Origin of the sequence: Gillisella vitis (assembly GCF_021559775.1) — a bacterium.
In the GTDB taxonomy this organism is placed as follows: domain Bacteria; phylum Pseudomonadota; class Alphaproteobacteria; order Rhizobiales; family Rhizobiaceae; genus Allorhizobium; species Allorhizobium ampelinum.
The window spans coordinates 184,707-197,593 of record NZ_CP056050.1 but is presented as its reverse complement, the minus strand read 5'-3'; the positions used below and the strand labels follow the sequence as shown (position 1 = coordinate 197,593).

Sequence of the window (12,887 nt, the reverse complement as noted above, 5' to 3'; positions counted from 1 at the left end):
TGAGTTTTTTTTCGCTAAGAGCAGCCTGTTGGTTTTCACGCGGAACTGAGCCCCCCTTATCTGCCTAACCGGAGTTCTGCGTGGAAACCAACACTCAAGGTTACCGGTACAATCACCTCGGAGGTTCTGACGGCTTTCGGGATTGCGGCGCAGTAGTAGGATGCGGCATGGGCATGAAGGTAAGTCCAGAATTCTAAATTCGACAGATCTTCGTACGAATAACCGTTTTCAAAACAGCGTTTTCAGGCTGCCTACGTCGGAATGCACAAGGGCTGTCGAGCAACTCAATGAAGCTTCTGATTTTGCAACTGAAGTAGCAGTTTTAACGGGTCAAAGGTTCAGGTCGGTTCAAGACCAAAGGTGCAGCTCGACAACGCGAGAATTGAGCCACGTCAATCCACCGTTCTACAGCCGCGCCGCTGAGGCCGGGTCGATTGCTTTGACTTCTACGGCCACGTTCATTGACAGGAAGGCCGTTCGACCCGCCTATGAAACTCCCTGAAACCGGAACGGCGTGGGCGATGTCGCGGGTCACCGCGACTGGGATGAGGTTGGCGCCGCCCATGCTGCGGTTCGTCGGGTCGAGTGTGATCCACCCGGCGCCGGGGACGAAGACCTCCGCCCAGGCATGCGTCGATCCACTATCGGTCGATCCTGTGAGTGCTCTGTTCGGATTGAACAGATAGCCTGAAACGATGCGAGCGCCGAAACCCAGGCTGCGCACAGCCTCCGCGAACAAAACGGCAAAATCCCTGCAGGAGCCCCAACCCCGATCGAGGGTCGTCAGCGGCGCCTGCGTGCCTTCCTCTTCCCGGCTCTGGTACGAGATAGAAGACGCGATGCCCAGACTGATGTCTTTGAGGAGGGACAGGGTATCCGTCGGTTCGCCAGCGACGAAGCCGCGCATCCACGTTCGAAGCCGCTGGTCGACATCGTCAAATTGTTGAACCGCGAGAGCTCCGAGATCAGTCCCGTCACGATCGGCGTAGAGGAATGGGTAGTTGATCGCAGACGCTGCGATGTCGAACACGGGCCATGCCGACGCAGTCAGGTCGACGGTCGCCAGACTGTCCACCACGAGGCTGTCACTGTGGGTCCGAAACGTCGCCGAAGCGATCGCGTTTCCGAATACGTCGTCGACCAGCTCAGTTCAGCCTCAGGAGACGTCGAGATGTCATGGCCCAGCAGCTTCAGCTCCCGGCCCTCTCCGGGCCGGAGCATAAGGCGGTGCACCAGCAGCGATACGTCCTCTCGAAAACTGTAGGTCGTGCGGTGATGAATGGTGAGCATCGGCATGGAACAGACCTCCTCGGGCCATGGTGAGGCAGACCGTTGCTGGGAAACACGATGAACGCGATCCGTGTCTTCGACACACTGCGCCAGCCTAAATTATCGAATTAGCCCTGCGGCGCGAAGCGCGTCGTTGATAACCTTGCCGACGCCGTGATCATGTCGATCGCCGACGTTATTCACAGCGCCTGGTTTTGCATATGCCATTGCCTTGGCGATAACATTTTCAATGCCTGAGGGAACCGCGTCGTGCTTCAAGTCAGGGTTGAATACCGCCTCGGTTGCGGCGACATCGGCATCGTCGGCAAGGCCCCATGTCCTGGCAATGCGCGTCGTCGAAGAAATTCCGGCCTCCAGCATGAACGGTCCGGAGTGCCCCAACGGGGCTTTGGCTGCGAACGACAGGGGAACACCGTGCGCCATTCCCTTGATGAGATAAACCTCCATGACCGCTTTGCCGCTTTCATCGAGCCAGGCCTTACGGCTGTGGCCATTGACGGACTCGATCAAGTCCGGTGTCGCGGAGATCTGATGCATGCCGCCCCATTGATGGGCAATCTGCTCGGCATTGATCGGCTTGACCGTCTGGTCGTGCGTCCCGTGCCAGACAGAAATCGGCGGCCATGAACCCCAGCTGGAAGCTGCGGACATCAGGGCCGATTGAAGCTGACTTTCGCTCGGCGGGTTATGGCCCCGCATCCGTTCGAAAGCCTGACCCACTCCTGAGGCCGTTCCGTAAGGAAGCCCGCCAATGATCGCGCCGCCGGCAAACAATTCGGGATAGGTCGCCAGCATGACGTTCGCCATCGCGCCTCCGGCCGACAGTCCCGTGATGAAGACACGTTCAGGATCTATCCCCTGCGACTCGATGACGTGCCCGATCATCTCCCGGATCGCAAGAGCTTCGCCCTGATCACGCCGGGTGTCGGCCGGCTCGAACCAGTTGAAACACAGATTGGCGTTATTGGCGCGCTGCTGCTCCGGAAACAGGACCGCGAATCCCTTCTCTTCCGACAGCTTCGACCAACCGGAGCCATGATCATAAGCTGCAGCGTTCTGCGTGCACCCGTGTAGGACGACGACGAGCGGTGTTTTCGGAGCCAGGATGGTCGGCAGATAAAGCCAGCACTTCAGCTTACCGGGGTTCGCTCCGAAGTTTTTCACTTCGATCAGTTGCCGTGAATTGGAGGGTAACGTCACTTCCGTCTCCTTTGCCCGTCTTGGCTCAAGGACTATAAGTGGGTACGAATGCTGCGCTGCACAAATTTTTTCGAGAGGAGATTAAACCGAGCGACTCGCTCAAACGAATTGCCGGTCACCCAGCGCAGGACAAGCGGCAGGGCCGAGGAAGAGTGCGGGTATAATTCCGCCCTCCATGATGCCGGTGGGCTTCATGATTTGGCCGCCGGCTGCGTCCCGGGAAAATACTCGGTGTGGGTCTCGCCGGTGCGGCCGTAGTAAAGCACCCGCTTGCCCAGAAATGAGACCAGGTAGCCCGCGCAGCCCGCCCCGGCCACCTTGGCGCAGAAGCCCTTGTAGGTGTAGCCCGGCACCAGGGCCTCGGCCTCGCTGATCGCTTCCTTGACCGTGGCCGAGTCGAAAAGCTGGGCGACCGGTTTGGTCCGCGTTGCTTCCAGTTCGACGGCTTCGCCGTCCGGAGGTAATAGATGGCGGTGGCGCGGCGCAAATCGACCGCATAGCCGTCGAAGCCGGCCTCGATCAGTGTGCCGACGATCTGCGGGAAGGTCATGGTGCCCGATTCCGCGCCCTCAAGGCAAGTGCGGGCCACATTTTCCCATTTGGTCGTCATGTCAGTGTCCTTTCGTGGTGAGATGTGAGGGTGTCCGTCATCAATCGACGGGCATGGATTTGAGACCGTGTTTCTCTACGATCTCCCGCAGGGTGCAGAGCAGAACCGCGCGGTCATCCGGTGCCAGGTGATCGAAGAATTCGGCATCGTTGAGGTCGGCCAGCGCCGCCAGTTTCGGCACAAGGGCGCGGCCAGCGGACGCGAGTGAAAGCGTCTGGGCCCGCCCGTCCTCCGGATCGGCGACGCGCACCAGCATCGATTTGGCGATCAGCCGGTCGGCCAGCTTTGAGATGGCGCCGCGTGTCATGCCCATACGCTCAGCCAGACGGCTCGGAGCAAGGGCTTCGTCCTCCAGCAGATGGCGCATCAGCACCCATTCCGCCACCGTCACACCATGCGCCTCAACCTTGCGGGCAAAGGCTTGCGAGACGTGGTTGGAGACGTGGCGTAGCCAGTAGCCGAGATGGGCGGTCAAGTCCGACGCGGGTTGGATTGACGGCATGGGGCTCTCCAGTGATTGACAAGGAAACTATATCAGGAAAGTTTCCTAGTCAATCATACTCTTGTGCAGACGGCGCCGCGGTCTGCCTTTGATACAGCGGGCGAGGCTTCAAGACCGAAGAGAATGAGGTGTTTCTGCACAGCCTGCCCCGCGACGCCCCATCAGCCTCTTACCGGGGTTCCTTGGGAAGAACGATATGATCCACTCGTGGTGCAATGAGTCGCAAGTGAATTGGTTCAAGGCTCATATCCCGTGTATTCGCGACAGACTTCAAACGTGAAATGGCAAAGGAGTTCGCGCCAACCGCCCCATATTTAAATGCGTTCCGCACACTCTCGCGGGCACGGAAGTCGAAAAATCATGATCCAAGACATGATCGAAGATGACAGCCTGATCCGCATCAAGATGCCTGTGACCTAGGCTGACCGACTCACGGTCTACGATGCCGAAACTCGGCAGAAGCGCTGAACGTGCTGCTGCGGCATCCGAAAATCAACATGCTGTTCACCGATGTTGATATGCCAGGCGACATGGATGGCTTGAAACTCGCCGCCTCGGTCCGAAATCGCTGGCCGCCCATCCGACTTATCGTCACGTCTGCATTGCGCGCCGTCACCTCCGCTTCGTTGCCGGTTCCCGCGCGGTTTTTCCCCACGCCTTACAACACCCAAGCGGTAATGCGTCCGATGCGGGAGATGGGGCTTAATTCTGGCTGCCAGATGGAGAGGTTTGCGGCTGGAGCGGCGAGACTAACGGTTTCCGATACGGTCCTCAACACCCAGTTGATATCGAAGACGAACGCCGCGAAGGCGCCGTCCGCAAGGATGGCACGCTCGGTATCCGTCGGGACTGATCTATCCATTCAAAAGCATGAGAGCGGCGGTGTCACCCCACACTGCCATTCTCATTTACGGCGCGCGGTAGCCCAAGCGGAACATCGACGACATTTGCGAGTTATGGTGGAACTCACGATCCCGTGAACACCTAAGGGGCCACCATGACCGAACCCGTTTCTACCCACCTCTCGCGCGATATCGCCTATGGCGTCGATGGCGGATCGACCGCAGCGCTCTACAAAGTCTCGTGGGGCGCCATCCTTGCTGGCGTTTTCGTCGGACTGGCTGTCCAGTTTCTTCTCAACCTCCTTGGCGTGGGTATCGGCGCAGCGGTTATCGACCCGGCGCGTTACGATAACCCCGATGCCAGCACATTCTCGATCGCCGGCGGTCTGTGGTTTGTGGTCGCCGGTCTGATCGCCTCCTTCGTCGGTGGCTACATCGCCAGCCGTCTTTCCGGCCGTCCGAGCAATTCGACCGGCGGCTACCAGGGTCTGACCACCTGGGCGGTGACCACGCTGGTTATTCTCTATTTGCTGACCACCTCCGTCGGCGCTCTGGTCGGCGGTGCGTTCAGCGGTCTGTCGAGCATTGTCAGCGGCGTTGGCAGCACGACGGCGACAGCGGTGACCGCAGCAGCCCCAGCGATGGCCAACTCGGCAAACCCAATGGCCGGGATTGAACAGCAGATCCGCGACGCCTCGGGCGGCAATGATCCGGAAGCGCTGCGCAATGCTGCCATCTCCGCAGTTCAGGCCGCCGTCACCGGCGACACTGCAAAGGCGGACGATGCCCGCAACCGTGCCGCGGACGCGATCGCCAAGGCCCAGAACATTCCGGTTGATCAGGCCCGCACTCAGGTCGATCAGTACATGAAGACTTATAATGACAACGTGCAGGCTGCCAAGGCCCAGGCGCTTGAAGCTGCACAGACCGCGACCAAAGCCGTCTCGGCCGGTGCGATCCTCGGCTTCATTGCTCTCCTGATCGGTGCAATCGCCGCCTGGTTCGGTGGGGTCTACGGCACCAAGCATAACCTTTATGCCACCGAGACCTCCGTTCGCCACGTCCGTTAACATTGCCGGCCCTCTCCACAAAGGGTTGGCTTCTTTTTTCCTCTCATCATTTGGAGCGCCATCATGGCCAAAGCTATCAAAACCCTCGACGAACTGTTTCACGACACGTTGAAAGACGTCTACTTCGCCGAGAACAAGATTGTCGAAACCCTTCCAAAGCTGCACAAGGCTGCCAAGAGCAAGCAGCTCAAGGACGCTTTCGAAAAGCACATCGGCGAGACCAAGGTCCACGTCGAGCGTCTGGAGCAAGTCTTCAAGATCATCGGCAAGAAGCCTGAAGCCAAGACCTGCGATGCGATTCTGGGCATCACCGACGAGGGAGACGAAATCCTGGAAGAATACGAAGGTTCTCCCGCCCTCGACGCCGGTCTGCTTGCCGCCGCACAGGCGGTCGAGCATTACGAGATGTCACGCTACGGCACCCTGCGCGCCTGGGCGCTTGAGCTTGGCCTGAAGGATGCAGCCAAACTGCTACAGACGACGCTCGACGAGGAACAGGCGACCGATATTGCGTTGACTGGTATCGCCACCTCTGTCGTCAATGAGAAGGCAGAAGGCTGAGGCGAATTTCCGACTTTCGCAGCCGAAGCGGGGTTCCGCTCCGCTTCGGCCTAATACCGTCTAACGATCTCCTCTCGGCGTTGGAAGTAATCAATGGCATTGGTTCTGCGAGATCTTCCGGCCTTCATTGCCGACGAAAATGCGCATATTCCGATGCGCGACAGGCATGTAAACTGGCTGGTCATCGTGACGCGGGAGGCTCTTGGACAGAGCGGCTGGAGCGCGAACGCGCCGGATAGAGAGCTGTCGCCATGGCACTGTAAAGTTAACCTGGCATCGATCAACATTTGGGATCTTGTGGCATGACCAGATTTGCCCGTGATCCTCTTTATCGTCGCCATCGATTTCCAGCCGAGGTGATTGCCCATGCCGTTTGGCTCTATTTCCGGCTTCCGCTGAGCCTGCGGATGGTCGAGGATATGCTGGCTGCCCGTGGCCTCATCGTCTCTCACCAAACCGTGAGGCTCTGGGCGGAGAAGTTCGACAGGCATTTCGCTAATGACATCCGGAGGCGCTCAGCTGGCAGGCTCGGTGACAAATGGCACTTCGAAGAGGTTGTCATCACGATCGCCGGCAAGAAACATTGGCTCTGGCGCGCCGTCGATCAGGACGGTTTTGTTCTCGACGTGCTGGTGCAAAGCCGCCGCGATGCCAAGGCGGCAAAGCGTTTGATGCGAAAGCTTCTGAAAGGGCAATGCCGTGCGCCGCGTGTGATAATCACCGACAAGCTTCGATCCTACGGTGCGGCGAAGCGTGATATCATGCCCGGCATCGAACATCGCTCGCACAAGGGCCTGAACAATCGGGCCGAGAATTCTCATCAGCCTGTCCGACGGCGTGAAAGGATTATGAGGCGCTTCAAGTCAGCGAGGCACCTTCAACGGTTCGTTTCCATCCACGATCCGATTGCCAACCTCTTTCACGTTTCCCGCCACGACATTCCATCCACCCATTATCGCGAATTGCGAGAAACAGCCATGCGAACATGGTACCAAATCGCTGGCATTCAAGCCGCCTGAACCAGAACCTCAACCCCAGATCATGACTGCGAAGCGCTAAGTTTACATTGCCGCTGGGACAATTCCACTAGCGTCTGCTCGCCTCGGATGGCGGCGAGCGCCACCTTTGCCTTGAAAGCCGGGCTATGGTTCCGGCGCGGTCGTCTTGTCAGGGTATCTCCTGTTCCCGGCACCTAAGCCGAAGTCAGGCAGAAACTCCACTTATCCTAGCTGTGCAGATTTCCCGAGCCAGCTCTATATGGTAAAGCCACCTGTTCTGTTGATCGAGATCTTGATCGGTCGCAGTGAGCGCTCCTAATTAGAGCCATTATCCTATACATTCTTGTGAATGTCTGGTATAGCGCGGCTCTTATCAATGCGCGAAATCAAGATGCCGAAACTGAATGCTCAAGCTCCTTCTAACGGACGGCGTGGGGACCTGGCCCGGTCGATCGACACGATCGACTGGAGTTTCACGGGGTTAGGGCCGCGCGCGGCGTGGCCTACGGTGCTTGAGCAGACGCTGAGTCTGGTCCTCAGTGCCGGCGTTCCGATGGCAATTCTCTGGGGTGAGGACGGCTGGGTCTTCCATAACAGTGCCTACGCCGATTTCGCGGGTCAGCGGCACTCCGCGTTTCCCGGCCGGCCGATTTCAGAGGCCTGGCCCGAACTGGCAGCGCTCAACAGCAGGGTCGTCAAGGTCGTGTTGGGCGGACGAACTCTCTCTTTTCGCGACCGTCATGCCGTCATTGAACGGGGCGCAGGCCCAGAAGATGTCTGGCTCAATCTCGACTTCAGCCCCCTCCTCGATGCGAATGGGATACCGGCCGGCGTTCTGGTGATCTTGAAAGATACGACGGAGAGGGTTCGTGTCGAGCAGCGGCTGGAGATCGCCCAACAGGCCGGCGGTGTTGGCACATTCGAATGGTTTCCGGCAAGCGGCGAACTCCATGTCTCGCAGGAATACCGGAAAGTCTGGGGTCTAGACCCCGATATCCGCATCACGGATGATCTTCTTATCAGCTTGCTTCACCCAGATGACCGCGCGGTTTCCGGCCCTGCGCGACTGGGACAAAGCAACCCGCTCGAATATGCCGAGTACCGCCGTATCGATCCGAAGACGGGGGACACCCGTTGGATCGCACGGCGAGGCCAGGTGATATCCAGTGAACGCAGCGGCCGGAGACGCTTCGTCGGAATCGCTTTCGACATCACCGACCGCAAGCAGGCGGAAGTCACGCTGCAAAAGAGCGAAGAGCGCTGGCGCGGGCTGTTCGAGCAGATGCATGAAGGCTTCTTCACCGCCGAGGTGGTGCGGGACGCCGAAGGTAGGGTCATAGACTTTGTCTTTATCGACATCAACCCGGCATTCGAGCGACAGACGGGGCTGATTGCCGCCCAGACGATCGGACAGCCGGTGCGCGAAGCGATACCAGGCGTTCAGGACGAATTGATCGCCACGTATGGAGAGATCGTCGACACCGGACAGGCCAGGCAGTTCGAGGTCTACATCCCGGCACTGGGAAACCGCTGGTATGAGGCGCATGCCCGCAAGGTAGGGCCTGAACGTTTCGCCGCCCTTTTTCTTGACATCACCATCCGCAAAGCTGCTGAGAAACGTGTTTTTGAAAGCGAGGAACGGTTCAGGACGCTTTCGCAATCGATGCCGAACCACGTCTGGACGGCGCGTTCCGATGGATCGCTCGACTGGTTCAATGATCAGGTGTTTGCCTATAGCGGCATGAGCGCGGAGCAATTGACTGGCAACGGGTGGGCCGCGATGGTGCATCCCGATGATATCGATATCGCCGCGCAGGAATGGACAGAAGCTCGTGCCGCTGCCAGGCAATATCAGGTGGAATTCCGTCTGCGCCGCCATGATGGCGCCTATCGATGGCATATTGCACGCGCCGTCCCGATCAAGCCCGAGGGGGGCGGTGTCGCTCACTGGATCGGCACCAATACCGACATTCATGACCAGAAGGAAGCAGAAGCAGCCCTCGAAATCAGCGCCGCTAAGCTCGAGGCTCGGGTCGAAGAGCGAACAGCCCAGCTACTCGAAATGCAAAACGCCTTGCAGCAATCCCAAAAGATGGAGACGATCGGCAAGCTGACCGGCGGCGTTGCGCACGACTTCAACAATCTTCTCCAGGTCATTTCGGGGAATCTCAATCTTCTGGCCAAGGACGTGGCCGGAAACGAGCGCGCCGAGCGGCGTGTCACTAATGCTCTTGCCGGTGTGATCAGAGGAGGCAAGCTGGCAAGCCAGCTTCTGGCATTTGGGCGACGACAGCCTCTCGCGCCGAAAGTCGTTCATCTCGGCCGGTTGTTAACGAACATGGATGATCTCTTGCGTCGCTCTATCGGCGAAGCGATCGAGATCGAGACGATCGTCTCAGGCGGCCTGTGGAACACGTCGATTGATCCGACGCAGATGGAGAACGCTGTTCTCAACTTGGCCATCAATGCTCGCGACGCGATGGATGGTGCTGGCAAACTGACGGTCGAAGCGGGTAACGCCTTCTTGGACGACGCCTATGCGGCGCGCCATGCAGAGGTCGAGCCCGGACAATACGTCATGCTGGCGATCACCGATACCGGTGCCGGAATGACGCCCGACGTCATAGAGCAGGTCTTCGAGCCTTTCTTTTCCACCAAGGCCGAAGGGAAGGGCACCGGACTTGGGCTTTCGATGGTCTATGGCTTCGTCAAGCAGTCGAACGGGCACGTGAAGATCTATAGTGAGCTTGGCCAAGGGACGACCGTAAAGCTCTATCTGCCAAAGACCGCGGCCGCCGAAGACGTGGAGATCAGGCAAGACGTCGGCCCTTCGCTCGGCGGGTCGGAAACCATTCTGGTCGTCGAGGACGATGACAACGTCCGCGACACCGTCATCGAGCTGCTATCGGATCTCGGATATAGCATTCTTAAAGCATCGGATCCTCAAAGTGCGCTTTCGGTGATCGAAAGCGGCGTTCCTATTGATCTGCTGTTTACCGATGTCGTCATGCCCGGCAAACTCAAAAGCCCGGAACTGGCACGCAAAGCCAAGGAGCGGTTACCCAACTTGGCTGTCCTCTTCACTTCAGGCTACACGGAAAATTCGATCGTCCATCATGGGCGACTCGATGCAGGCGTGGAACTGCTTTCCAAGCCATACACGCGTGACGCTCTGGCGAGGAAGATCCGTCAGGTGCTGACAGCGCGACAACCGCAAACAGCAGCACCCGCGCCAGTCCCTACGGTTCCAGCGCCATCAGAACCCCAAGGACGCCCGTTCAAGATCTTGGTCGTCGAGGACGATGTGCTGATCCGGATGGACATTTGCGACATGATCGCTGACGACGGCCATCAGGTGGAAGAAGCGGGGAGCGGCGAACAGGCGATCGAGATGCTGCAAAGCGGCCACTTCGACTTCCTCGTGACCGACCTGGGCCTGCCGGGTATGAGTGGAGAGACACTGGTCGTCAAGGCAAGGGAGATGCATCCGCGTCTTGGGATTATCATAGCGAGCGGTCGGCATGAACTTCCCGAAGGGTTGCCAGCGGGGGTAAGCTTGCTGTCAAAGCCATTTTCCAGTGAAGACCTTCGTGCCGCGTTCAAGCTGGCGGCGGATTGAGCCGTTGCCGGTGGTTAGCTGATCAATGGCCCTGAATTTATTGCACGGCCGGGGTTACCAACGACACCCAACTGATGCAAGTCAGGCAACGGTGTTGTCACGTTAATCGGCTCACAGTTGGCTGCGTTTCGGGTTGGTCGTAGATTTCGACGATGCAAACATCCGATATCAGTTTCAAGCGTCACCGTTTTCCTGCGCAAATCATTGCTCATGCAGTCTGGCTTTACCTGCGGTTTAATCTGAGCCTGCGTGAAGTTGAGGAAATGCTTCTTGAGCGTGGTGTCGACGTTTCTTATGAGACGGTCCGCCGCTGGGTCGCCAAGTTCGGACCCCAGATTGCTCGCAATTTGCGGCGGCGACAGCCGCGCCCAGGCGATGTTTGGCATCTGGACGAAGCCGTTGTGAAATGTGCTGGAGAGAAGTTCTGGCTTTGGCGTGCGGTCGATCAGCATGGCACTGTTCTTGAAGAAATCTTGCAGAAGCGACGCAACAAAAAGGCGGCCAAGCGCCTGCTGGTGGCGTTGATGAAACGCTATTGCTTTGTTCCCAAACGTATCATCACTGATAAATTGCGCTCCTACGGCGCAGCAAAGGCGGACGTGGCACCCCGCCTCGTTCATTGGTCACACAAAGGCCTCAACAATCGGGCTGAAAACAGCCACCTGCCGTTTCGAAAAAGGGAACGAACCATGCAGGGCCACCGATCAACGGGAGCATTGCAACGGTTCGTCTCCATGCACTCCGCTACCCGGAATTGCTTTTCAGTTCCATCCCGCCGCCGAGCCGCACAAACAATTCGCTACCATCGCCTCGAAGCTTTCGACGCATGGAAAATTGCGGCTTGCATCCCCTGAAAATCCGAGAACCTCAACCCATTCTCGGCATGGGAAACTTAACGTGACAACACCGGCCGGCGTCCTCGAGCGCTTCGATATTCGGAAGGTCGCGCAGCGGCAATGTAAACTTAGCGCTTCGCAGTCATGATTTGGGGTTGAGGTTCTGGTTCAGGCGGCTTGAATGCCAGCGATTTGGTACCATGTTTGCATGGCTGTTTCTCGCAATTCGCGATGATGGGTGGATGGAATGTCGTGGCGGGGAACGTGAAAGAGGTTGGCAATCGGATCGTGGATGGAAACGAACCGTTGAAGGTGCCTCGCTGACTTGAAGCGCCTCATAATCCTTTCACGCCGTCGGACAGGCTGATGAGAATTCTCGGCCCGATTGTTCAGGCCCTTGTGCGAGCGATGTTCGATACCGGGCATGATATCACGCTTCGCCGCACCGTAGGATCGAAGCTTGTCGGTGATTATCACACGCGGCGCACGGCATTGCCCTTTCAGAAGCTTTCGCATCAAACGCTTTGCCGCCTTGGCATCGCGGCGGCTTTGCACCAGCACGTCGAGAACAAAACCGTCCTGATCGACGGCGCGCCAGAGCCAATGTTTCTTGCCGGCGATCGTGATGACAACCTCGTCGAAGTGCCATTTGTCACCGAGCCTGCCGGCAGATCGCTTGCGGATATCATTGGCAAAATGTCTACCGAACTTCTCCGCCCAGAGCCTCACGGTTTGGTGAGAGACGACGAGGCCACGGGCAGCCAGCATATCCTCGACCATCCGCAGGCTCAGCGGAAACCGGAAATAGAGCCAAACGGCATGGGCAATCACCTCGGCTGGAAATCGATGGCGACGATAAAGAGGATCACGGGCAAATCTGGTCATGCCACAAGATCCCAAATGTTGATCGATGCCAGGTTAACTTTACAGTGCCGCTGGAACTGCTTCTCGTTCCCGCCGCCCTTGCCCAGAGCTTTCACACGGACATCGATCGGATCAGCTTTGCCGGTGCACTACTTGGGATGTCGGCGATCTGTTGCTTTGCCTATTCGCTGTTCAGTCAGATGATCGCCACAATCGTCACCCGTCGCGGCTACCTGAGACTGTTCGACCTTGCGTCGGGAGTGATCCTGTCCTGCATGTCGGCATCGCTTGCCACGTCGCTTGTCTTTTCCTGATCAGCGCAGGGGAGCACGACTCCTACACCTTATTACATACGCTGAACCAAAGCTGCTAAATACCAACTGGGCCCTGGAGATACCATGACCACGATAAAGCCCGAACTTGACCCAAGATTTGATGACCAGTCCCAGCAGGGAGAACGAGACAAACCACCAACGGAAATCGATCTTTCGGCCG

The 12,887-nt window shown here is 58.1% G+C and carries 12 protein-coding genes and 1 pseudogene; 8 read left to right on the top strand and 5 right to left on the bottom strand.

What is annotated here, in order from left to right; genetic code table 11:
• Positions 1 to 405: 405 nt before the first annotated feature.
• From AVCG78_RS25140 to AVCG78_RS25125, 4 genes and pseudogenes are all read right to left on the bottom strand, one after another.
• Positions 406 to 1,296: pseudogene (locus AVCG78_RS25140) on the bottom strand (transglutaminase family protein).
• A gap of 93 nt (positions 1,297 to 1,389) precedes the next feature.
• On the bottom strand, positions 1,390 to 2,490 hold the full coding sequence (locus AVCG78_RS25135) for an extracellular catalytic domain type 1 short-chain-length polyhydroxyalkanoate depolymerase (RefSeq protein ID WP_087730412.1): 1,101 nt from the start codon (positions 2,488 to 2,490) through the stop codon (positions 1,390 to 1,392).
• A 191-nt stretch (positions 2,491 to 2,681) separates the two neighbouring features.
• On the bottom strand, positions 2,682 to 2,843 hold the full coding sequence (locus tag AVCG78_RS27270) for a DUF1398 domain-containing protein (protein ID WP_322267445.1): 162 nt from the start codon (positions 2,841 to 2,843) through the stop codon (positions 2,682 to 2,684).
• Positions 2,844 to 3,140: 297 nt separating this feature from the next.
• On the bottom strand, positions 3,141 to 3,602 hold the full coding sequence (locus AVCG78_RS25125; protein WP_012650499.1) for a MarR family winged helix-turn-helix transcriptional regulator: 462 nt from the start codon (positions 3,600 to 3,602) through the stop codon (positions 3,141 to 3,143).
• Positions 3,603 to 4,072: 470 nt separating this feature from the next.
• Here AVCG78_RS25125 and AVCG78_RS25120 point away from each other — a divergent pair, with 470 nt between their 5' ends.
• From AVCG78_RS25120 to AVCG78_RS25090, 7 genes are all read left to right on the top strand, one after another.
• Entirely contained in the window at positions 4,073 to 4,582 is a 510-nt protein-coding gene (locus AVCG78_RS25120; RefSeq protein ID WP_071206036.1) for a response regulator transcription factor, read from the top strand.
• 17 nt (positions 4,583 to 4,599) lie between these two features.
• On the top strand, positions 4,600 to 5,514 hold the full coding sequence (locus tag AVCG78_RS25115; protein ID WP_012650497.1) for a hypothetical protein: 915 nt from the start codon (positions 4,600 to 4,602) through the stop codon (positions 5,512 to 5,514).
• Between the two features lie 63 nt (positions 5,515 to 5,577).
• Positions 5,578 to 6,075, top strand: a complete 498-nt coding sequence (locus AVCG78_RS25110; protein WP_012650496.1) for a YciE/YciF ferroxidase family protein — start codon at positions 5,578 to 5,580, stop codon at positions 6,073 to 6,075.
• A gap of 93 nt (positions 6,076 to 6,168) precedes the next feature.
• Positions 6,169 to 6,381: a hypothetical protein gene (locus AVCG78_RS25105; protein ID WP_071202308.1), complete on the top strand. Its 213-nt coding sequence runs from the start codon at positions 6,169 to 6,171 to the stop codon at positions 6,379 to 6,381.
• Positions 6,378 to 7,094, top strand: a complete 717-nt coding sequence (locus AVCG78_RS25100; protein ID WP_087730411.1) for an IS6 family transposase — start codon at positions 6,378 to 6,380, stop codon at positions 7,092 to 7,094. Before AVCG78_RS25105 ends, AVCG78_RS25100 begins: the two co-directional genes overlap by 4 nt.
• A 355-nt stretch (positions 7,095 to 7,449) precedes the next feature.
• A complete protein-coding gene (locus AVCG78_RS25095) occupies positions 7,450 to 10,692 on the top strand; it encodes a hybrid sensor histidine kinase/response regulator (protein ID WP_234618230.1) in 3,243 nt (1,080 codons plus the stop codon).
• Between the two features lie 152 nt (positions 10,693 to 10,844).
• Positions 10,845 to 11,546 carry an IS6 family transposase gene (locus AVCG78_RS25090; protein WP_071202394.1) on the top strand — a complete coding sequence of 234 codons (702 nt, stop codon included), beginning with the start codon at positions 10,845 to 10,847 and terminating at the stop codon, positions 11,544 to 11,546.
• A gap of 150 nt (positions 11,547 to 11,696) precedes the next feature.
• Here the strand turns inward: AVCG78_RS25090 and AVCG78_RS25085 are convergent, their stop codons facing one another.
• Positions 11,697 to 12,413: an IS6 family transposase gene (locus AVCG78_RS25085; RefSeq protein WP_087730410.1), complete on the bottom strand. Its 717-nt coding sequence runs from the start codon at positions 12,411 to 12,413 to the stop codon at positions 11,697 to 11,699.
• A 44-nt stretch (positions 12,414 to 12,457) separates the two neighbouring features.
• Here AVCG78_RS25085 and AVCG78_RS25080 point away from each other — a divergent pair, with 44 nt between their 5' ends.
• Positions 12,458 to 12,706 (top strand): hypothetical protein, encoded by a 249-nt coding sequence (locus AVCG78_RS25080; RefSeq protein ID WP_087730409.1) that lies wholly within the window; start codon positions 12,458 to 12,460, stop codon positions 12,704 to 12,706.
• Positions 12,707 to 12,887 lie beyond the last annotated feature (181 nt).